The organism is Streptomyces coeruleorubidus (assembly GCF_028885415.1).
Taxonomy (GTDB): Bacteria; Actinomycetota; Actinomycetes; order Streptomycetales; family Streptomycetaceae; genus Streptomyces; species Streptomyces coeruleorubidus_A.
The window spans coordinates 3,644,703-3,665,026 of sequence record NZ_CP118527.1; the positions used below are offsets into that span (position 1 = coordinate 3,644,703).

The 20,324-nt window shown below is 71.2% G+C and carries 16 protein-coding genes and 1 pseudogene; 5 read left to right on the forward strand and 12 right to left on the reverse strand.

Translation table 11 applies throughout. The features are described 5' to 3' along the window. Positions 1 to 26 precede the first annotated feature (26 nt). On the reverse strand, positions 27 to 299 hold the full coding sequence (locus tag PV963_RS16880; protein WP_274816561.1) for a hypothetical protein: 273 nt from the start codon (positions 297 to 299) through the stop codon (positions 27 to 29). After that, complete coding sequence (locus tag PV963_RS16885) at positions 296 to 1,351, reverse strand: LacI family DNA-binding transcriptional regulator (RefSeq protein WP_274816562.1); 1,056 nt, start codon at positions 1,349 to 1,351, stop codon at positions 296 to 298. Before PV963_RS16885 ends, PV963_RS16880 begins: the two co-directional genes overlap by 4 nt. A 397-nt stretch (positions 1,352 to 1,748) precedes the next feature. Between PV963_RS16885 and PV963_RS16890 the strand changes: the two genes are divergently transcribed. The 4 genes from PV963_RS16890 to PV963_RS16905 all read left to right on the forward strand — a co-directional run bounded on the left by PV963_RS16890 (position 1,749) and on the right by PV963_RS16905 (position 6,552). Continuing rightward, positions 1,749 to 3,074 (forward strand): extracellular solute-binding protein, encoded by a 1,326-nt coding sequence (locus PV963_RS16890; RefSeq protein ID WP_274816563.1) that lies wholly within the window; start codon positions 1,749 to 1,751, stop codon positions 3,072 to 3,074. Positions 3,075 to 3,079: 5 nt separating this feature from the next. After that, positions 3,080 to 4,093 (forward strand): carbohydrate ABC transporter permease, encoded by a 1,014-nt coding sequence (locus PV963_RS16895; protein WP_274822041.1) that lies wholly within the window; start codon positions 3,080 to 3,082, stop codon positions 4,091 to 4,093. A gap of 11 nt (positions 4,094 to 4,104) precedes the next feature. Further along, positions 4,105 to 5,010 (forward strand): carbohydrate ABC transporter permease, encoded by a 906-nt coding sequence (locus tag PV963_RS16900; RefSeq protein WP_274816564.1) that lies wholly within the window; start codon positions 4,105 to 4,107, stop codon positions 5,008 to 5,010. A gap of 105 nt (positions 5,011 to 5,115) precedes the next feature. After that, on the forward strand, positions 5,116 to 6,552 hold the full coding sequence (locus PV963_RS16905; RefSeq protein WP_274816565.1) for a GH1 family beta-glucosidase: 1,437 nt from the start codon (positions 5,116 to 5,118) through the stop codon (positions 6,550 to 6,552). Positions 6,553 to 6,673: 121 nt separating this feature from the next. Here PV963_RS16905 and PV963_RS16910 read toward each other — a convergent pair whose 3' ends face one another. From PV963_RS16910 to PV963_RS16950, 9 genes and pseudogenes are all read right to left on the reverse strand, one after another. Then, a complete protein-coding gene (locus tag PV963_RS16910) occupies positions 6,674 to 10,840 on the reverse strand; it encodes a trypsin-like peptidase domain-containing protein (protein ID WP_274816566.1) in 4,167 nt (1,388 codons plus the stop codon). Beyond that, entirely contained in the window at positions 10,824 to 11,135 is a 312-nt protein-coding gene (locus PV963_RS16915; RefSeq protein ID WP_274816567.1) for a trypco2 family protein, read from the reverse strand. The genes PV963_RS16910 and PV963_RS16915 overlap by 17 nt, the downstream gene beginning before the upstream one ends. A 92-nt stretch (positions 11,136 to 11,227) precedes the next feature. Next, on the reverse strand, positions 11,228 to 12,547 hold the full coding sequence (locus tag PV963_RS16920) for a glycoside hydrolase family 36 protein (RefSeq protein ID WP_274816568.1): 1,320 nt from the start codon (positions 12,545 to 12,547) through the stop codon (positions 11,228 to 11,230). Positions 12,548 to 12,569: 22 nt separating this feature from the next. Continuing rightward, complete coding sequence (locus tag PV963_RS16925) at positions 12,570 to 13,457, reverse strand: carbohydrate ABC transporter permease (protein ID WP_274816569.1); 888 nt, start codon at positions 13,455 to 13,457, stop codon at positions 12,570 to 12,572. Beyond that, positions 13,454 to 14,437 (reverse strand): carbohydrate ABC transporter permease, encoded by a 984-nt coding sequence (locus PV963_RS16930; RefSeq protein WP_274816570.1) that lies wholly within the window; start codon positions 14,435 to 14,437, stop codon positions 13,454 to 13,456. The genes PV963_RS16925 and PV963_RS16930 overlap by 4 nt, the downstream gene beginning before the upstream one ends. Positions 14,438 to 14,470: 33 nt before the next feature. Next, positions 14,471 to 15,784, reverse strand: a complete 1,314-nt coding sequence (locus PV963_RS16935; RefSeq protein ID WP_274816571.1) for an ABC transporter substrate-binding protein — start codon at positions 15,782 to 15,784, stop codon at positions 14,471 to 14,473. Positions 15,785 to 16,003: 219 nt separating this feature from the next. Next, positions 16,004 to 16,203: pseudogene (locus tag PV963_RS16940) on the reverse strand (ATP-binding protein); the annotation flags it as partial. 336 nt (positions 16,204 to 16,539) lie between these two features. Further along, a complete protein-coding gene (locus PV963_RS16945) occupies positions 16,540 to 17,409 on the reverse strand; it encodes a spermidine synthase (protein ID WP_274816572.1) in 870 nt (289 codons plus the stop codon). A gap of 78 nt (positions 17,410 to 17,487) precedes the next feature. Further along, complete coding sequence (locus PV963_RS16950) at positions 17,488 to 17,883, reverse strand: hypothetical protein (RefSeq protein WP_274816573.1); 396 nt, start codon at positions 17,881 to 17,883, stop codon at positions 17,488 to 17,490. A 298-nt stretch (positions 17,884 to 18,181) separates the two neighbouring features. Between PV963_RS16950 and PV963_RS16955 the strand changes: the two genes are divergently transcribed. Next, on the forward strand, positions 18,182 to 19,633 hold the full coding sequence (locus PV963_RS16955; protein WP_274816574.1) for a hypothetical protein: 1,452 nt from the start codon (positions 18,182 to 18,184) through the stop codon (positions 19,631 to 19,633). A 10-nt stretch (positions 19,634 to 19,643) separates the two neighbouring features. Here PV963_RS16955 and PV963_RS16960 read toward each other — a convergent pair whose 3' ends face one another. After that, positions 19,644 to 20,237 carry a histidine phosphatase family protein gene (locus tag PV963_RS16960; protein ID WP_274816575.1) on the reverse strand — a complete coding sequence of 198 codons (594 nt, stop codon included), beginning with the start codon at positions 20,235 to 20,237 and terminating at the stop codon, positions 19,644 to 19,646. Positions 20,238 to 20,324: the final 87 nt, after the last annotated feature.

Here is a 20,324-nt window from a genome sequence, read left to right on the forward strand (position 1 = left end):
GTCGTCTACGGACGGCCGGGGCTCCGTCACAGAATGATGATCGTCCCGTCCTGCGCCATCCTCGCGTTCCACGGAAGGTTCGATTCGTCGAGGTCGTTGACCGATCCCGTCCAAGCGGGGGCGACAGGCTCGGTCGTCGCCTCCTTCACGAACCAGCGCTCCCCGTCGGCGAGCCGGACCCCGTACGACACGCAGCTCGAGTCCTGGTCGCGGAAGGCCCGGAAGACCTCGCCCACCGTGCGCAGGTACGGCTCGGTCCGAGCGACCTCGTCGATGCCCAGCAGGGGGTGCGGCGTCACGACGACGCTCGGGGCACCAGTTCCGTGGCCAGGACGACCTGCCGTCGGTCCAGCCCTCGGGACGCCAGGGGGCGGCGGTCGGCGACCTCGGTGAGGAGGAGGTCTATCATCCGCCGGCCCATCACCTCGATGGGCTGGCGGACGCTGGTGAGGGGCGGCTCCATGTGGCGGGCGATGGCGGAGTCGTCGTAGCCGACGAGCGCCACGTCGTCGGGGATGCGGCGCCCCGCCTCGCGCAGCGCCTGACGGGCGCCGGCCGCGGTGACGTCGGAGGCGGCGAAGACCGCGTTCAGGTCGGGACGGCGCTCCAGCAGTGCCGCCATGGCACGGCTGCCGCCCTCCTCCGTGAAGTCGCCCGGCTCGATCAGCGCCTCGTCCACCTCGTGGCCCGCGTCGCTCAGGGCGTCGCGGTAGCCCTCGATGCGGCGCTGGGCGCCGTAGACGTCGAGGCGGCCGGTGATGTGGGCCACCCGGCGGCGGCCGCGGGACAGCAGGTGCTCGACGGCCTGGCGGGCGCCGCCGTAGTTGTCCGAGTCGACCGACGGCAGTGTCTCCGCCGCCGATCGCGGGCCGCTGATCACCGCCGGGATGTCCAGCTGGGCCAGCAGGTCGGGCAGTGGATCGTCCGCGTGGACCGAGACCAGCAGAACGCCGTCCACCCGATGGGCGGCCAGGTACTGGGCGAGGCGGCGGCGTTCGCGGTCGCCGCCCGCGAAGATCAGCAGCAGCTGCATCTCCGTGTCGGACAGCTCCGCCCCGACGCCCTTCAGAATGTCCGAGAAGTACGGCTCCGAGAAGAACCGGGTCTCCGGCTCGGGCACGACCAGCGCGATCGCGTCCGTGCGGTTGGCGGCCAGGGCGCGGGCCGCGGTGTTCGGGACGTAGCCGAGCTCGGCGACCGCAGCCTCGACGGCCGCCCGGGTCGCGTCGCTGACCCGGGGCGAGCCGTTGATCACCCGGGACACCGTGCCGCGGCCGACACCGGCGCGCGCCGCCACCTCTTCGAGGGTGGGCCGGCCACCGCTTCGGCCCCGCGCTCCGTGGCTTGCCATGGGCTCCGCCTTCCCGTCCACACCCGCACTCTGCGGCTGGCCTGGAATTTAACAGGCTTGTCGGCTGTCTTGACCGCTGCCGAGGCCCGCCGCCCCCGGCCTTCCGCTTCCGCCGGCGAGCCGGTCCGGCTGGCTTGATACCGCCGCCCGGGGCCGCAGCGGATACCGGCCCAGGTCCAGTTAACGGCCCGATAACTGAACGCATCTCTCGCTGTCCGGTCCCTTGACACCCCCGCCGCGACCGGAGAACCTTCAACACATCACTGGTGGGAGCGCTCCCACAGTACCTGACACATACACAACCCGCACGTTCCCCGCCCGAGCCGCAGCGAGTAAAAACGGGTCCAACAATGCAGTTGGCCGGGGGGTCGGCACGTCAGGGCAACAGGAGGACGACATGCGAGCACGCATCCGAACCGCCCGCAAGGCGATGGTCCTCGCGGCCGCCGCGTCGCTGGGCGCCGGGCTGCTGGCCGGCTGTGCCGACGACGGCAAGGACGATGGCTCCGACTCGTCGAACGGCGGCGGCAAGGGCAAGACCACGATCACCCTGGGGCTTTTCGGCACCATGGGCTTCAAGGAAGCCGGGCTCTACAGCGAGTACGAGAAGCTCAACCCCAACATCAAGATCGCCGAGAACGTCGTCGAGCGGAACGAGAACTACTACCCGGCGCTGCTCAACCACCTCACCACCAACAGTGGTCTGCAGGACGTCCAGGCCGTCGAGGTCGGGAACATCGCCGAGATCGTGAACACCCAGGCGGCCAAGCTCGAGGACCTCTCCAAGGTTTCGGGAGTGAACAAGAGCGACTGGCTGGATTGGAAGTGGCAGCAGGCCACGACCAAGGACAACCAGACGATCGCCCTCGGCACGGACGTCGGTCCGATGGCCATCTGCTACCGCACGGACATGTTCAAGCAGGCCGGTCTGCCCACCGACCCGGCGGAGGTCGCCAAGCTGTGGGCGGGCGACTGGGCCAAGCTCGTGGCGGCCGGTGAGCGGTACCAGGGCAAGGCCCCCAAGGGCACCACCTTCATGGACTCCCCCGGTGGTCTGCTCAACGCGATCCTGAGCAGTGAGAAGGAGAAGTTCTACGACTCCTCCGGCAAGGTCATCTACAAGACGAACCCGGCCGTCAAGAAGGCCTTCGACCTGACCGCGGAGGCCGCCGAGAAGGGCCTGCTCGGCGCACAGACGCAGTTCCAGCCGGCCTGGGACCAGACGATCGCCAACAACAAGTTCGCCGCGATGGCCTGCCCGCCGTGGATGCTGGGTTACATCAAGGGCAAGTCGAAGCCGGACGCCAAGGGCAAGTGGAACGTGGCCGTGGCGCCCCAGTCCGGCAACTGGGGCGGCAGCTTCCTCGCGGTGCCGAAGAACGGCAAGAACGTCGAGGAGGCCAAGAAGCTGGTCGCGTGGCTGACCGCGCCCGAGCAGCAGGCGAAGCTGTTCAAGGTGCAGGGCAGCTTCCCGAGCGCGCAGGCCGCGTACGACATGCCCGAAGTGACCGGCGCCGTCAACGACATGACCGGTGACGCCCCGATCGGCAAGATCTTCTCCGAGGCCGCCAAGCAGATCCCCCTCCAGCCGATCGGCCCGAAGGACCAGATCATCCAGCAGGGTCTGACGGACAACGGCGTCATCCTCGTCACGAAGGGCAAGTCCGCGGAGGAGGCCTGGAAGACGGCGACCAAGACCATCGACAACAACCTGGACCAGTGACCCGTATGGCCACCCGCCACGACACCGCCGCGCCCCCCGCCAAGGAGGGGGGCGCGGCCCCGGGCCGCCCGCCCGCTGACGCCGTCCCCGAGCAGGAGCGGCGACGACGTGCCCGGCTGTCCCGCCGCTGGCAGCGGGATGTGCGCTGGAGCCCCTACGCCTTCGTCTCCCCGTTCTTCCTGCTGTTCGTCGCCTTCGGCCTGTTCCCGCTGGTCTACACGGGCTGGGCCTCGCTGCACCAGGTGGAGCTGACGGCGCCCACCGACATGAACTGGGTGGGGCTGCGCAACTACACCCGGATCTTCGACGACGACTTCTTCTGGAACGCGGCGAAGAACACCCTGACCATCGGCATCATCTCCACCGTTCCACAGCTGCTGATGGCGATGGGCATCGCCCACATCCTCAACTACAAGCTGCGGGCCTCGACCTTCTACCGGGTCGCGATGCTCGCGCCGTACGCCACGTCGATCGCCGCCGCCTCCCTGGTGTTCGTGCTGCTCTTCGGCCGTGACTACGGCATGATCAACTGGGCGCTGGACTTCGTCGGGGTCGACCCGGTCGACTGGCAGGGCGACAAGTGGCCCTCGCAGATCGCCGTCTCGTCGATCATCATCTGGCGCTGGACCGGCTACAACGCGCTGATCTACCTGGCCGCGATGCAGGCGATCCCGCAGGACCTGTACGAGTCGGCGGCCCTGGACGGGGCCAACCGCTGGCAGCAGTTCTTCCACGTGACACTGCCGTCGCTGCGTCCGACCATCCTGTTCACCGTGGTCGTGTCGACGATCGGGGCGAGCCAGGTCTTCGGCGAGCCGCTGCTGTTCGACGCCAACAAGGGCGCCTCCGGCGGCGCGGAGCACCAGTTCCAGACGCTCGGCCTGTACCTGTACGAGCAGGGCTGGGTCAACCAGCACCTGGGCCGTGCCTCGGCGATCGCCTGGACGATGTTCCTGATCCTGATCGTCATCGGCATCGTCAACTACGTCATCTCGCGCCGGCTGCGCGCCAGTAGTTAGGAGTTCCGGCCGTGACGACGACTGTGACGCCCCCCGAGACCACGCCCGCCAAGGCGGCGAAGCGTCCGCGCCTGCCGAAGTCCGCGCGGGCCGGCGGGCAACTGCACGGCGGCCCGATCGCGTACGCGATCCTCATCCTGTTCACCATCGTCTCGCTGTTCCCGCTGGTGTGGACGGCGATCGCCGCCTCGCGCGACAACCAGCGCCTGGCGCAGACCCCGCCGCCGTTCTGGTTCGGCTCCAACCTGTTCAACAACCTGGAGATCGCCTGGAAGGACGCCAACCTGGGCGAGGCGTTCTTCAACACCACGCTGGTGGCGGGGATCTCGGCGCTGACCATCGTCTGCCTGTCGACGATCGCCGGGTTCGCCTTCGCCAAGCTGCGCTTCAAGGGCCGTAACGCGCTGATGCTGATCGTGATCGGCACGATGATGGTGCCGCCGCAGCTGAGCGTGATCCCGCTGTACATGATGGTCGCCAAGCTCGACTGGACGGACCAGTTGCAGGCGGTGATCTTCCCCTCGCTGGTGAGCGCGTTCGGTGTGTTCTTCATGCGGCAGTACCTGATCCAGGCGTTGCCGGACGAGATCATCGAGGCCGCCCGGGTCGACGGGGCGAGCAGTTGGCGCGTGGTCTGGCACGTGGTGTTCCCCACCGCGCGGCCCGCGATGGCCGTGCTGGGCATGCTGATGTTCGTGCAGACCTGGAACGACTTCCTGTGGCCGTTCCTGGTCCTGACGCAGACCGGCAACCCGACCGTGCAGGTCGCGGTCGCGGGCCTGGGCCGCGGCTACACCCCCGACCAGTCCCTGATCATGGCGGGCGCGCTGCTCGGCACGCTGCCGCTGCTGCTGGTCTTCGCGATCTTCGGCAAGCAGATCGTGGGCGGCATCATGCAGGGCGCCGTCAAGGGCTGACGCCCTGTTTCCAGGGGGCCGGGCCAGCGCTGCTCCGGCCCCTCCTCCCCCTCCTCCACTCCCCCTCCACCGTCGGTCTTCACGACCTCCAATGGGAGCGCTTCCATGCCTGACTCCGAGAACCCGGCCACTGCGGTGACCTTCCCTCCCGCCTTCCTCTGGGGCGCGGCGACCTCCGCGTACCAGATCGAGGGTGCGGTGCGGGAGGACGGCCGCACGCCGTCGATCTGGGACACCTTCAGCCATACGCCGGGCAAGACGGCCGGCGGCGACACCGGTGACATCGCTGTCGACCACTACCACCGCTACCGCGAGGACGTGGCGCTGATGGCGGAGCTGGGCCTGGGCGCCTACCGCTTCTCCGTCTCGTGGTCGCGGGTGCAGCCGACCGGCCGGGGCCCTGCCGTGCAGAAGGGCCTGGACTTCTACCGCCGGCTGGTCGACGAGCTGCTGTCCAAGGGCATCAAGCCGGCCGTCACGCTCTACCACTGGGATCTGCCGCAGGAGCTGGAGGACGCGGGCGGCTGGCCGGAGCGTGACACGGCGTACCGTTTCGCGGAGTACGCGCAGATCGTCGGCGAGGCGCTGGGCGACCGGGTCGAGCAGTGGATGACGCTCAACGAGCCGTGGTGCAGCGCGTTCCTGGGGTATGCCTCCGGGGTGCACGCCCCGGGCCGGACGGACCCGGCGGCGTCGCTGCGTGCAGCGCACCATCTGAACCTGGCGCACGGGCTGGGCGCGTCCGCGCTGCGGTCGGTGATGCCAGCCCGCAACTCTGTCGCGATCAGCCTCAACTCCTCCGTGGTCAGGCCGCTTTCGCAGAGCCCGGCGGACCTGGCGGCGGCCTGGAGGATCGACGACCTGGCCAACGGCGTCTTCCACGGCCCGATCCTGCACGGCGCGTACCCGGAGTCGCTGTACGAGGCGACGGCGGAGCTCACGGACTGGGACTACGTCCTCGACGGCGACCTGGCGCTGATCAACCAGCCGCTGGACGCGCTGGGCCTCAACTACTACACGCCCGCGCTGGTCTCGGCGGCCGACCCCTCGGCGAAGGGACCGCGCGCCGACGGCCACGGCTCCAGCGCCCACTCCCCCTGGCCGGCCGCGGACGACGTCGCCTTCCACCAGACGCCCGGCGACCGCACGGAGATGGGCTGGACGATCGACCCGACCGGCCTGCACGAGCTGATCATGCGCTACACCCGGGAGGCACCGGGCCTGCCGCTGTACATCACCGAGAACGGCGCGGCCTACGACGACAAGATCGACTCGGACGGCCGGGTGCACGATCCGGAGCGCGTCGCCTACCTGCACGGCCACCTGTCGGCGGTCCGCCGCGCGATCGCCGACGGCGCGGACGTCCGCGGCTACTTCCTGTGGTCACTGCTCGACAACTTCGAGTGGTCGTACGGCTACGGCAAGCGCTTCGGCGCGGTGTACGTGGACTACGCGACGCTCGAACGCACCCCGAAGTCCAGCGCCCACTGGTACGGCCGGGCGGCCCGGACGGGCACGCTGCCGGAGGTGGAGGCGGTCTAGCCACTGCGGAGGCGGGGGGACGGGGCGCGGCACGATTAGGGGAGTGCCGCGCCCCACCGCGTTTCCGCAGCCGCGGGCCACGGCGGGGGAGGGCGGGCGGAGCGGCCTGTGGGGGGCGGGGTCAGTTTCCGAGTCCCAGGTGGGCGAAGAGCACGTTCCGTGCGCGCAGTACGGCGGCCGGATCGAGCGCGGCGAGGACCGGGGCGGCTTCGTCCCAGCCCTCGGGGATGAGGGCTTCGGCGAGGAGGGCCCGGGCGCGGGGGATGTCCGGGCCGGACGGGGGCGGGAGGAGCAGGGCGGCGAGGCGACGGGCGGCCGGTGGGACGAGCAAGGGGCCGCCGATGAACGGACCGGCCGTCACTTCGTCGTGCACACACGCGGTATAGGCGGCGAGGTGCGCGCATGCCTCCGCCCGTTCCCTGTCGCTCCTCGGGCGCAGGGCGATGCTCCGGGCCGTCTCGTGGTCGCCGAGTGCGGCGTGGCCCAGCGCCAGGACGGCCGTCACCCGGGTGGGCGCGGGCCACTCACCGTGCCTGTGCGCCATGGTGTCCAGGTCGTGTGCGGCGGCCGGATCGTCGGCCAGCACCGCCAGCGTGAGCATCGCCTGGTCGTGGTCCTCGAGCTCCTCGCGGCGGCTGCGGTCCGCGGCCCGGTCCCGCAGGAGCCGTCCGATGCGGGCGCCGAGCTCGGGGTCGTGGCGGCCCACGGCGACGAGGATCCGGACGAGGCGGAACACAGTCGCGTCGCGCAGGTCCGGCAGGACACTGTCCAGCCATCGCCGGGCCGGTCCCCGGGCATGCGGCCACAGTCCTTCGACCACTGCTGCCCACACGTCGTCGCGGTTGCCCGCTTCGAGCACGGCTCCCGACTTCGGGAGCTTCTCGACGACCTCGAGGACCCGCTCGGCCGCCCCCACTCCCGCCATGGCCTGAAGGGCGGTGACCATGACGGTCTGCGACATCTGGAGGAAGTCAGGCGCGAAGGCGAGGTCGTACGCCCGTTCCGCGAAGCGCACAGCCCGGTCCCGGTCCGCACGGACCAGGGCCAGGGAGGCCACGGCACATCCCCAGGAGCGCATCATCGGCAGACCGACCGCCTCCAGGAGCCGCTCGGCGTCATCGGGTCGCCCGATCGCGGCGAGCGCGCCGGCGAAAGTGCCCAGGCCGACGTCGCGCGCGATGGAGGTGCTGGTCCCCGACGTGCGGTCCCCGTGCTCCGCGTGCCGGAGCAGGCGCAGCGACCGTTCGGGGTGGTCGGCGGCGACGTGCGCGGCGAGCGCGGCGTACGCCTCGGCCATCACCTCCCGTTCGTCGAAGTCCCCGCTGTGCAGGAGGAGTTCCTCAAGGTCGTCGGCGTGACCGGCGGCCGCGAGGAGCCGCACGGCGTGCCCGACGGTGCCGCGCCCGCTGGTGACGTACCCCCGTTGTGCTCCCTCCTGGATCGCCTTCCACGCCTGCGCCGCCCGGCCCGCGCGCGCCCACCCGATGACGATGTCCAGCCAGAGATCGCGCCGGGCCCGGATCTGCACGGGATCGGGAGCCAACACCATGGACCCCACGAGCCGCTGGGCCTCGGCCAGTCCGCCCGTCGCCGCGAGTCCGCGTGCCACGTCCTGCAGCTGCCACACATCACGTGGCTGTGCCCGTCCGTCCAGTGCCGCCGCGGCCAGCGAGGCCAGGGCTTCGGCGTCGCCCGGGCGGGCCCCGCGCAGTGCCTGAGCGGCGACGGCGGGGAGGTTCCCCGGGTCGCCCGCGCGGCGTCGGGAGAGCTCGGTCACGAAGTCGTACAGGCGACTCGCGTCGTCGGGAGAACCGGCAGCCGCCCATGCCTCGGCGACCGTCACCAGCACCGGTACGCGATCGGTCCGGGGCCACACCGTCTCGGCCGCCCGTTCGGCCAGGCGCAGGACTTCGGCGCCGCGCACCGGGTCCCGCAGCGCCAGGGCGGTACCGAGCAGCGCCTCGACGAACGCCTCGGTGCTCTGACCGTTGGTCGGCCGCGGCAGTTCGCACAGCGCGCGCACCGCCTCGTCGGCTCGGCCGGACCGTGCCAGCGCCATGGCCAGAACTCCGTGGGCCGCCATGCAGTGCGGGTGGCCGCGGTCGCTGGATGTCTTCGCTTCCTCCCTCGTCAGCCGCACCGCCTCCCGCGCCAGTCCCACCGCCCGCCGGTCCCCCGCCTCCGCCAGCACACGCGCCACCGCGGCCAGTGCCCGCAGCCGGTCGAGCGGCTCGAAGACACTGCGGGCCAGCCCGATGGCGTGCCGCACTCGTCCCAGCCGGGCGTACACCGCCGGAATGTCCGGATGCAGGTTCTTGTTGCGCTGGGCCACCAGGTCCCCCGCCACCGCGAGCGCCGCCAAGGCCCCCAGGTCGTCGGGAGAGACCCGCCGCACCGTCTCCCTCGCCGCCGCGATCTCCGCGAGGCACGCCGCATCGCTCCCCGTGGCCTCCCGCAGCCGGTCACGGCGCCGGGCATCGACGGCCAGGTCCGTGAGTCGGCCCGCCTCCCCGAGGAACACGAGGAGACGGCCGTACGGCTGGAGCAGGTACAGGGGGGTCTCCTCCGGCCAGCCGCGCTTGTCGTAGGAGTCCGCCCACGCGTGCAGACGCTCCAGGTAGGCGCCCAGGTCCGGCCCGAGTTCCTCCTGGGCGGTGGTGAGAAGCGTTTCGTGGGCGAAGAGATACCCGCGGGTGGAGGTGTACAGGGCCAGGTCGTCGCCGTAGCCCTCGGGTCCGCCGCCGCCTCCCATGCCGCCGACGTCACCGCGCAGCCGCAGGATCCGACCGAACGCGCTCCCCAACCGCCGACGCAGCTCATACGCCGGCTCGCCGGTGAGTTCGCGCAGGTCGTCGACCGTGAGCGTGCCGCGTGCGGCGGTGAGGAGGCCGACGAGGTCGCGCTGGAGGCGGTCGCCGGAAAGTGCTTCCCCCAGGTCGTACTTGGTCTCGTGCTCGGTGTGGCGGGAGGCGGCCGTGGCCGACAGCCCCACCGCCCGGCAGGAGCGCAGCGGGTGTCCGCCCTTGACGTCGGCCGGGAGGCCGGGGCCGACGCGGCTGGTGACCAGGACGCGGACGCCCGGCGGGGGGCGTTCGGGCAGGAGGGAGGCGATGCTCGTGCCGGTGCCGCCGGGGGTGAGGGACTGGTCCTCGTCCAGGCCGTCCACCACCAGGAGCAGCGTGCCGCCGTCGTGTGCCACCCGCTCCGCCGCCTGACGCAGCAGCAGCCGGCGTTCGCCGTCGCGGGCGGTCGGGGAGCCGGTGCCGCTCGGTTCGCGGCCCGCGAGGGCGGCGAGCTGGTCGATGACGGCCGCGGTGTACGCGTCGCCGTCGGACTGGCTCGCGTGGCGCGCGGTGATGAAGAACCAGACCGGTACGACTCCGCGCGGCGGATGGAGGGCGAACCACGCCGCCAGCGCCGTCTTGCCGGCCCATGGGGGCCCCTGGAGCCAGAGGTACGGTTCCGGGCCCGCGCAGAAGGAGACCAGGTCCGCGAGCTCCGTCTCCCGCTCCTTCAAAAGCTCCGGCGCGATGTCCGCGAGGTGGGCGCGGTAGACCTCCTGGATGAGGTCGAGACCGGTCGTCGGCGCGGCCGAGGTCAGTGCGCCGTGGCCGACTCCGTGCCCCAACAGCCGCTCCAGTTCCGCCCGTTGGGAGGAGTCCACGCCGTACGCCCAGCGGTCCACCCGGCTTGCGGCGATCCGGCCCGGACCGTCCCCGCGGTGGCGGCGCGTGACGACGCCGACCAGCAGGCCGCCGCTGAAGACCGCCGCGCCGGACATGCCCTCCCACGCGTCCCGCTCGGGGTCGGGGTCCTCGGCGGGCGGTGGGGTGACGCCCAGGTCCAGCGTCCCCTCACGCCGGTTGGACAGCACCGCGCAGGTCGCGTGGACGTGCTCGGCGTCCCGGAACCGCGCACCGGTGGTGTCGGTACGGAGTTTGAAGCGCGGAAAGCCCATCGCGGTGCACCGGATCACCGCGTCCTGCTCACCGACACGGCCGTACGACACCGGCGGTACGTTGCCGATGTGGCTCTCGGGAACCGCGAGCACCGCCACGTCGATCGCCGCGTGCGCCCATTCCACCGCCGCCTCGACGATCCGCTCCCCCGGCCGGTCTGCCTGGAACCGGACGCGGATGCCCGACGCGCCCTCGACGACGTGCGCAGCCGTCAAGACCCGTCCCGGCGCGACGAGATACCCCGAGCCACGGCGGCCTGCGCCGGGCAGGCCGACGATGATCTCCGCGACCCGTTCCGGCCGCAGCCCCCGGTCAGCGTTCGCCGTCAACCTCGTCGCCCGCGATCAGCACGGTCTGCGGCACGCCCCCGTCCGCCGCTACGGCTCTGGGGGTGAGGGTGAGCGTGACCCGCTGGGTCTCGGCCTGCGCGTACTTGCCGTTCGCCCCGGCGTCGACGACCCACAGCCGGACCTTGGCGTCCCCGCCCGCCTCGCGCGTGACGGCGATGGACGCCTCGACCTCCACGGGCCCCAGCTCGAAGCGCAGGATCTCCCCGTCCCCGTCGGTCAGGGCGGCGGTCAGCTGCTTTCGCAACTCCCGGACCATGTCGGCCAGTTCGATCACGCGTCCCCCTCGTGCAGCGGTGCTCAGATGCTACAAGTCGGCACGGCGGCCCGGCTCCCGTATCGCGCCACGTCGACCCGACAGCGCCGGCTTCATCGCGCCGTTCCCGTTCCCGACAGCAGGCGACGGGTCGTCGTCACACCCCACTCGTCCAGGGACAGCAGGCGGTCGCTGGAGGCCATCAGGCCGCCCGTGGACTCCACGTGCGCCGCCCACTGTTCGCGGGTCTCGACAGCCGGGCGGGCCATCAGGCAGTCGGGGTCGTTGATCCACAGACGGCCGTGCTGCCACTGGCGGCCGACGCCGGTGAACTCGGCCGGGTCCTGGCCGGGCTGGCTGTAGTCGTCCGCCTCCGGGCGGCGGTGCGGGGCCGTGTCGGGGCTGACGCGCATGGCGTCGAACAGGCCGATGGAGGGGAGCATCGGGGCGCCGCAGCCCAGGAGGTAGGAGTCCGGGCCGATCGCGTCGCGGATCAGGCGGATGCCGGAGCGGTAGGCCGTGAGGGGGTCGACGTCCGCGTGGCGTACGCCGTCCAGGGCGCCCGCGTACAGGAAGTCGACCTTGAAGTAGTCGTAGCCCTCGGCGCGCAGGGTGGTGAAGACCTCGGTCAGGTACGCCGCCGCGTCCGGGTGGGTGGTGTCCAGGACGCGCAGGTCGTGGCCCCAGTTGCGGCCCGCGTGGGCGAAGCCGCCGGCGGGGTCCCGGACCAGCCAGCCGGGATGTTCGGCGGCCAGTTCGCTCGCCGGGTCCACGAGGAACGGTGCCGTCCAGATGCCGGCGCGGCGGCCGCGGGAGCGGATCTTGTCGGCGATACCGGCGCGGGAGCGGAAGCGGCCGGAGAGGGTGAGCCAGTCGCCGAGGGCCTGCTGGTAGCCGTCGTCGATCTGGACGACGTCGACGGGCAGGTCGAGGGTGTCCATCGCGCGGAGGTTCTCGTGGATGTCGTCCTCGGTGACCTCCGTGAAGTACTCGTACCAGGAGCACCAGACGGTGGGCGCCGGGCGCGGGGCCGCGATGCCGAGACCGCAGGCCCAGTCGCCCAGCACCGACTGGATGTCCTCGCCCGTCCACTCCTTCACCAGGCCGTCGGCAGCGACCTCCGCGACCCCGTCCCGTACGGCGAGCCTGATCGACGGCACCTCGCGCGTCGGCTCGGCCGCCGCCCACAGCCGGACCGCCGAGCCGTCGCCGGGGTCGAGCGCCAGCAGTCCCTCGCCCTGGAAGACGCCGGCGGGGACGGTGACGCCGGGCCGGTAGCAGACCGTGGCCCAGTTGGCTCCCGTCGGGCGATACGGCGCCGCGCCGAGGAGGTAGGCGCCGCTGGGGCTCCAGGACTGCCAGCCCTCCTCGTGGACTCGGGCGTTGCGCTGGTCGACGGGCACGGAGGCCAGCGGCGTGAAGGGGTGGTGCACGGTGATCTCTTTCGGGAAGGGTTCAGCCCTTGTTGGCGCCGAGCGTCAGGCCGCTGACGAACTGCCGCTGGAGGACGAAGTAGACGATCAGGGTCGGGATCGCGGTGAGCAGGGCGCCGGCGGCGACCAGGTTGGGGTCGGTGAAGTACTGGCCGGAGAGGTTGTTCAGCGCCGAGGTGATCGGCATGTTCTCGCCGGTGGAGATCAGGACGATGGCCCAGAAGAAGTCGTTGTAGATCCAGATGGACAGCAGGGTGGCCAGGGCGGCCATCGCGGGCTTGCACAGCGGCAGCACGATCTGCCAGTACAGGCGCCAGACGGAGGCGCCGTCGACGAGTGCGGCCTCGGTCAGTTCGTGCGGCAGCGAGCGCATGTAGTTGCTCAGCACGAACGCGCAGAAGCCGGACTGGAACGCCACATGGATCAGGACCAGGCCGAGCGCGGAGTCGTAGAGCTTGCCGCTCATCGTGATGCCGGGCAGGTCGATCAGCAGGTACAGCCGGTACAGCGGGGTGATGATGACCTGCTGGGGCAGCAGGTTGCCGGCCGTGAAGACCAGCAGCAGCGCCAGGTTGACGCGGAAGTCGAAGCGGCTGACGTAGAAGGCGACCATCGACGACAGCAGCAGCGTCAGCAGCACGGCCGGCACGGCGACGATCAGTGTGGTGCCGAAGTAGTGCAGCATGTCCGACTGCGTGAAGGCGTTGGTGAAGTTGTCGAAGGTCAGCTTGCTGGGCCAGGAGACGTAGCCCTTCTCGCTGGTCTCCGAGTAGGGCCGCATCGCCGCGAGCAGCGCCCACAGCAGGGGCGCCAGCCAGGCCAGCGCCGTGACGACCAGGAAGGTGTGCAGCAGGATCCGGGCGGGGCGAATGGGGGTGCGCTGCTTGTGAGCGCCGGCGACGGTGCTCATGCGCGCCGCTCCTTCCGGAAGGTGGCGATCAGGTACGGAATGATCACCGCGAGCGAGATCACCAGCAGGACGACGGCGATGGCGGAGCCGTATCCGATCCGGCTGGACTCGCCGATGATGTTGTTGGTCACCAAAATGGAGAGCAGTTCGGTGCCCTGGGCGCCCTTGTTGAAGACGAAGACCAGGTCGAAAGCGCGCAGGGCCTCGATGATCGTGACGACCAGGACGACGGTGTTGGTCGGGCGCAGGGTCGGGAAGACGACGTTCTTGAACGTCTGCCACTCATTGGCGCCGTCCAGAGCGGAGGCCTCGCGCAGGGCGGGGTCGACGCTTTTGAGGCCGGCCAGGTACAGGATCATCATGTAGCCGGCGTGCCGCCAGGAGGCCGCGACCAGGATGGCCCAGAGGTTGAGGTCCGGGTCGCCGATCCAGTCGATGTAGTGGCCGGGCTTGTTGGCGCCGATGAGGCTGTTGATCAGGCCGGTGTCGGGGTTGTAGACCAGCTGCCAGACGAAGCCGATGACCGCCATCGACACCACGACCGGCAGGAAGAACGCGGTCTGGTAGACGCGGCTGAAGCGGATTTGCTTGTCCAGCTGCACGGCCAGGAAAAGGCCGAAGGGCGTGGGCAGCACGATGAGCACGACGAACCAGATGACGTTGTGCTCGACGGCGGGCCAGAACTGCGGGTTGCTGGTGAACAGTTCGCGGAAGTTCTGGAGGCCCACCCACTGGATGGAGTCGAAGCCGATGCCGTTCCAGGTGGTGAAGGCCAGCGCGATGGAGGCGAGGGCCGTCAGCCACACCAGGGCGACGTGCAGGATCGTCGGCACGCCCGCCATCAGGCCGAGCGTGAGCCGGTCGCGGCGGGTCAGCAGGCGCTTGTGCCCGTGGGGCACCTTGGCGGGCTTGGACGCGGGGGCGGGCCCCGGAGCCGGCTCGTCGGCCGTCTCCGGGACCTTGGCGGGGGTCGCAGTCATGTCAGATCCGAGTCGTCGATTCTCCGTTTCCGGTCACGAGGAGGCGAAGATCGTCTTCTTCTGGCGCTCGATCGACGAGAGGATGCTGTCGACGTTCTTGGGGTTGCGGACGAAGTTCTGCAGCGCGGGCTGCATCACCGTGGAGGTGAAGTCCGGGCGGGAGTCGCGGTCCATGAACTGCGTCAGGCTCTTCGCGCCGGAGATCATCTCGTAGGCCTTCTTCTGCAACGGCGTGTACGAGGAGGTGTCGGCCTTGGTGGAGGCGGCCACCACGTTCGGGTCGGACTTGAGGTAGATCTGCTCGGCTTCCGGGGTGCCCAGGAACTCCAGCAGCTTGGCGGCACCCGCCTTGTTCTTCGGGGCCTTGGAGAGCATGAAACCGTCGGTCGGGGCCTCGACGGTGTCCTGCCCGAACTGCGGGTCGATCTCCGGGAAGGCGAAGAAGTCGAGGTCGTCCAGGTCGGCCTTGTTGGTGAACTGCTGGCCGACGAAGGTGCCCAGCAGATACATGCCGGCCTTCTTCGCCACCAGGGTCTGCGCCGCGTCCTGCCAGGTGCGGCCCACCGCGCCCTCCTGGTGGTAGGGCAGGATCTCCGTCCAGTGGTCGAAGACCTTGCGCACCTTGGCGTCGGTCCAGGAGGCCTTGCCCGCCATCAGCTCGACGTGGAAGTCGTAGCCGTTGGTGCGGAAGTTGATCTGGTCGAACGTGCCCATCGCGGGCCAGGCGTCCTTGTCGCCGAAGGCGATCGGGACCAGACCGTCCTTCTGCATCCGCTTGCACAGGGCGACGAGGGCGTCCCAGGTGGTGGGGACCTCGTAGCCGTGCTGGGCGAAGACGCTCTTGCGGTAGAAGACCGCCCACGGGTACGTGTACAGCGGCACGAAGTAGTACTTGCCGTCCTCGCCCTTGCTGAGCTTCTTCATCGCCTCGGGGAAGTTCCCGCCGATCTTCTGCCACACGTCGTCGATCGGGGTGGCGAGCTCCTTCGACGCGAAGAACTGCATGCGGTACCCGGCGAACCAGGTGAACACGTCGTCGGGCGTGCCCTGCAGGTAGGAGTTGATCTGCTCCTGGAACGTGTTGTGGTCCTTGGTGTTCACGTCGACCTTGATGCCGGACTTCTTCGTGAAGGCGGCGTAGATCTCGGCGAACGCCTTCTTCGGCACCGCGTCCGAGGAGTTGGAGCCGAGGCTGACCGTCTTCGGATCGGCGGCCGTGCCGCTGCCGCCGCAGGCGCTCAGCAGGGGTATGCCGGCGCCGAGCAGGGTCGCGCCGCCTATGCCGCGCAGGAGGGTGCGGCGGCTGGGAGCGGGGAAGGGGACTCCGGAGGGCGAGAGGTCGTGCATGAACGGCTCCTGAGGGCAGGGGTTCGGTCATGAGGGTGTGGCGCGAAATCCGGTCTTAATCGACCAGAAATCAACTTGACCGAACACGGTGGCGCCATAACAGCCGTATGTCCGGTCATGCGTCAAGGGGCGTCGGCTCGATTTGTCGAAACGTGACCGACCCGTGAGGGCGGACGCGCCCGGAAGGGGACGGGAGCCGGCCGAGGAGAGCGGAAGCCGTCAGACAGAGCGCGAGCGGTTGTATGCAGCGACCAGCCGCCCCGGCCGCCGACGCCGAACCGGCCCGCGGCGCCCCCTGCTCGCCGGCGCCCGCCCGGCCGGCTGGATCCAGATCCGCACCTCGGTCCGCCGGGCACCGAGGAGGCGGTCCGTACGTCCCCGCCGGTCGACTCCGCGAGTCGGCGCACGGTGTCCAGGCCGGACCTGGCCGGTGGCGGTGGGGGGAGAGGGGAAGGGCTGGGTGGTTTTGTGGGGGGGGGCGGGCGCGGTCTGTCGGCCGTCGGCGATGCGCTCGGCGTCCGGTGCTTCGGCGGAGGCGTTCGTTCCGACGGTGTGGCCAGCGGCTTCGGCTCCTGGGGCGCCGCGTCGGCGGCCTTGACGGGCAGGGCGCGCGGCGATCGTCCTGGTGTCCGACGCGGGCCCCGGCACACCCGGCCCGCAGGCCGCCGATGGCGCGGGGCCGCGGCTCCGGGAGCGGCTGCGACATCGACGGCGGCCGGGCGGTCTGATCGGGAACTACCGAGTGCCGTACGGGCTCACCTGAACGCCGACGCGGGCGGCGCGGGGGACGCCACCGCCGCGGCGTCCGTGACGGGTACGGCCCCGCCGGTGAAGTCGGTCAGCGTCCGTCCGTGCTCGACCCGGCCCGGATGCGGGTCGGAGGCGGCACGCCGGGTCAGTTCCGCGACGGGCAACGGCTGGTCGGAGGCGACCAGGACGGCGTTCCCGAAGCGTTTGCCGCGCAGCACCGTCGGGTCGGCGACCAGTGCGAGCTGCTCGAAACGGGCGGCGGCGGTGGCGATCTGGCCGCGCAGGTGGGCGAGCGGCGGCCCGTCGGCGAGGTTGGCGGCGTAGACGCCGCCGGTCTTCAGCGCCCTGCGTACGTCGTCGAGGAACTCGGTCGAGGTCAGGTGGGCCGGTGTCCGGGCCCCGCTGAACACATCGGTGATGACCAGGTCGGCCCAGCCGTCCGGCACCTTGGCGAGCCCCTCGCGGGCGTCGACGGACCGCACCCGGATGCGCGCGTTCGGGTCCAACGGCAGTTCACGGCGGACCAGTTGCACCAGGCCGGCGTCCCGTTCGACGACCTGCTGCGTGGAGCGGGGCCGGGTGGCGGCGACGTACCGGGCGAGGGTGAGCGCGCCACCGCCGAGGTGCACGGCGTGCACGGGCCTGCCCGGCGGGGCGACGAGGTCGATGACATGCCCGAGCCGGCGCTGGTACTCGAAGGACAGGTACGCCGGGTCGTCCAGGTCGACGTGCGACTGCGGGGCCCCGTCGATCACCAGGGTCCAGGCCCGGGCCCGCTCCCGGTCGGGGATCAGCTCGGCGAGCCCGCCGTCGACGCTCTCGACGACGGCTTCCACACCGGCCTGCCTGCGCCGACCGCTCCTGGACTTTCCCATTGGGTCATTATCGGGGTGGGGATGTTAAGCGGGGCGTACGCACCCACTGGGCGTCGGTGCCTCGCAGGCGTCAGCGCCTCAGCGGCAGCTGTCCGCCGCCTTGATCGTCCGGGCCGCTTCCCCGAGGGCCTTGCGCAGCACCGCGGGGTCCGTCGCGAGGTCCGCCTCCCCGGGCGGCAGCAGCCAGTCCGAGCCCTCCACCGGAGGTGCGGGGGCCAGGGTCAGCCCGCCTCCGTCGGTCTCCGTGCACGTGCTCCCCGGCACGTCCCACGCCGCGGCCGTCCCCGGCGGCACCAGGAAGCCCAGCGTGCCACCGCCGTCGTCGTGCAGTACGGGCCCGACCGCTTCCCCGGTCCCGCGCCGCAGGATGTCGACCGCCTCCAGCCCCTGCCGCGCCGGCACCGTCACGACATCGCAGCCGGCCGGCGGCGCACTCGGCGGTGTACGAGGATCGTTGATCTGGCTGGTCTCCATCCCGGCCTCCACCACGGAACCCCTGCTTGGACGAGCGGTCGGGAGTCGGGGGCCTCCCGGTCCACAGGGTTCAACGCGGCAGACCGTCAACGGCTACGGCGGAAGTCAGCCGCAAAGGATGGCACTTCATGGCAGATCACGGATGAGATATCCGGTTTGTAGTCAAACCCAGCGTGAGCACTCCGGCACAGCAGGTACGTTCTTGCCCGCCGGACACGGGGCAGAACAATACGAGACAACACGTACAACTCGCCCCGAACCCGGCATGGTTCGACGGTTCGCATGAGAGGACCCGGCCATGGCGTCGTCAACGGTGACCTCGTCTCAACCCAACCGGCCACCGCGGCCCAACCTGGCCTTCCGGCACCTGCGCGGACAGCGCTCGCCGGCCGAGTTCGCCGCGGCGATCCGCCGGGCCGCCCTGGAGATCGGCGAGCAGGTCAGCTGTGACGCGCGGTACATCGGCCGGGTCGAGGCGGGCGAGATCCGCTGTCCCAACTACGCGTACGAACGGGTGTTCCTGCACATGTTCCCTGGCCGCACGCTCACCGACCTGGGGTTCGCGCCCCGCTCGTCGGTACGCGGACGCCGGGCGCGCGACACCGAGGACGCGCCCCTGACGCACACCACGAACCCGGCCGACGCCACGAGTGAGACCAGCGGGGCGTGCGAACCGTATGAAACGAAGAACCCGTACGACCCGCACCACCCGCACGACATCTACGAGGAGAGCGACGTGCTACGTCGCGCGTTCATGACCGGCGGCGGCGCCACGGTGGCCGCCGCCTCCCTGGGGCCCGTCGGCCTCGCCCTCGACGCCGCGGCGGCGCAGCGCCCCGTGCGCCGCGCCGGGGCGAGTGACGCGGGTGCCCTGGAAGACGCCGTCCGCCGCATCCGGCTGCTCGACGACCGGCACGGGGCCGACGGCCTCTACCGCCGTGCGGCGGCCCCGCTGCGTACCGCCTACGCCCTGCTGGACGCCGGTACGACCCGGCAGACGACGGCGGACCGGCTCTACTCGGGCGCCGGTGAACTGGCCATCTCCGTGGGCTGGCTGGCCCACGACTCCGGACGCTTCGACGACGCCCGCTCCCACTACGCGGAGGCGCTGGCGACCGCCCGGATGATCGGCGATCCGGCCCTGGAGGCGCACGCCTTCTGCAACACGGCCTTCCTCGCGCGCGACGCGGGCCGGCCGCGCGAGGCGGTCCGGGCCGCCCAGGCCGCACAGCGCGTCGCGCGGCCCGTGGGCTCGGCCCGGCTGATGTCGCTGCTCGCGCTGCGCGAGGCGGGCGGCTGGGCGGGCCTCGCCGACCGCGTCGGCTGCGAGCAGGCACTGGCCCGGGCCCAGGCCCTCTTCGACCGGGGCCCCTCGGACGACGACCCCGAGTGGATGAGCTTCTACGGAGAGGCCGAGCTGGAGGGCCTGGAGGCGCAGTGCTGGTCCACGCTCGGCGACTGGCCCCGGGCGGCACGACACGCGCGGCGGGCGGCGGAGCTGCAGGATCCGCACTTCACGCGGAACATCGCGCTGTACACGGCGGAGCTGGCGGACGACCTCGCGCGGGGCGGGCGGCCGGACGAGGCCGCCGTGGCGGGGATGCGGGTGCTGGACCTGCTGGAGGAGGTCCAGTCGTCCCGGATCCAGACGATGCTGGCGGCCACGGCGCGGGTGTTGTCACCACACCGGCGGGCGTCCGGGGTGTCGGCGTTCCTGGACAGGCACGCTTCGTTGCCGCGGATGGTGTGAACGCCCTCGGCTACACAAGGTGCCCAAGATCGTTCCAGCTCTCGATCGCCGGCTCCCCGTAAGCCCACCCCAGCACCGACAGCGACGTCGGATTCAGCCGTATCCGCGCCGCGAAGTCGATCGGCAGTCCGAGCCACCGCGCCCCGATGGACCGCAGGATGTGCCCGTGGGCGAAGACCAGGACGTCCCGGTCCTCGACACGGGCCCAGGAGACCACCTCGTCCGCCCGGGCCGTCATCTGCGCGAGGGTCTCGCCCTCGGGGACACCGTCGCGCCAGATGAGCCAGCCGGGCCGGACGGCCTGGATGTCCGCCGGGGTCATGCCCTCGTACGCCCCGTAGTCCCACTCCAGCAACGTGTCCCACGCACGCGCGCGCTCGCCGAAGCCGGCCAGTTCGCACGTCTCACGCGCGCGTGCCAGCGGGCTGGTGCGCACCTCGACGCCGGGCAGACCGTCGTACGGCGCCCGGTGCAGACGCTCGCCGAGGAGCTTGGCCCCGCGCCGGCCCTCCTCCAGGAGCGGCACATCCGTCCTGCCGGTGTGCTTGCCGGACAGCGACCACTCGGTCTGTCCGTGCCGGGCCAGCAGGATGCGCGGAGCCATGGGGGACCTTTCCGGGAGAAAAACGCGAGCGGAACTCCCCCATCATCGCGCACGCTGGTCGCGGGCAACCCGGGGGGCGATCTCCGC

Excerpts from the sequence above, each read along its gene's own strand:
- PV963_RS16935 (WP_274816571.1), bottom strand. The coding sequence starts at position 15,784 with ATGCACGACCTCTCGCCCTCCGGAGTCCCCTTCCCCGCTCCCAGCCGC.
- PV963_RS16945 (WP_274816572.1), bottom strand. The coding sequence starts at position 17,409 with ATGGGAAAGTCCAGGAGCGGTCGGCGCAGGCAGGCCGGTGTGGAAGCC.
- PV963_RS16960 (WP_274816575.1), bottom strand. The coding sequence starts at position 20,237 with ATGGCTCCGCGCATCCTGCTGGCCCGGCACGGACAGACCGAGTGGTCG.
- PV963_RS16930 (WP_274816570.1), bottom strand. The coding sequence starts at position 14,437 with ATGACTGCGACCCCCGCCAAGGTCCCGGAGACGGCCGACGAGCCGGCT.
- PV963_RS16950 (WP_274816573.1), bottom strand. The coding sequence starts at position 17,883 with ATGGAGACCAGCCAGATCAACGATCCTCGTACACCGCCGAGTGCGCCG.
- PV963_RS16885 (WP_274816562.1), bottom strand. The coding sequence starts at position 1,351 with ATGGCAAGCCACGGAGCGCGGGGCCGAAGCGGTGGCCGGCCCACCCTC.
- PV963_RS16955 (WP_274816574.1), top strand. The coding sequence starts at position 18,182 with ATGGCGTCGTCAACGGTGACCTCGTCTCAACCCAACCGGCCACCGCGG.
- PV963_RS16890 (WP_274816563.1), top strand. The coding sequence starts at position 1,749 with ATGCGAGCACGCATCCGAACCGCCCGCAAGGCGATGGTCCTCGCGGCC.
- PV963_RS16905 (WP_274816565.1), top strand. The coding sequence starts at position 5,116 with ATGCCTGACTCCGAGAACCCGGCCACTGCGGTGACCTTCCCTCCCGCC.
- PV963_RS16895 (WP_274822041.1), top strand. The coding sequence starts at position 3,080 with ATGGCCACCCGCCACGACACCGCCGCGCCCCCCGCCAAGGAGGGGGGC.
- PV963_RS16925 (WP_274816569.1), bottom strand. The coding sequence starts at position 13,457 with ATGAGCACCGTCGCCGGCGCTCACAAGCAGCGCACCCCCATTCGCCCC.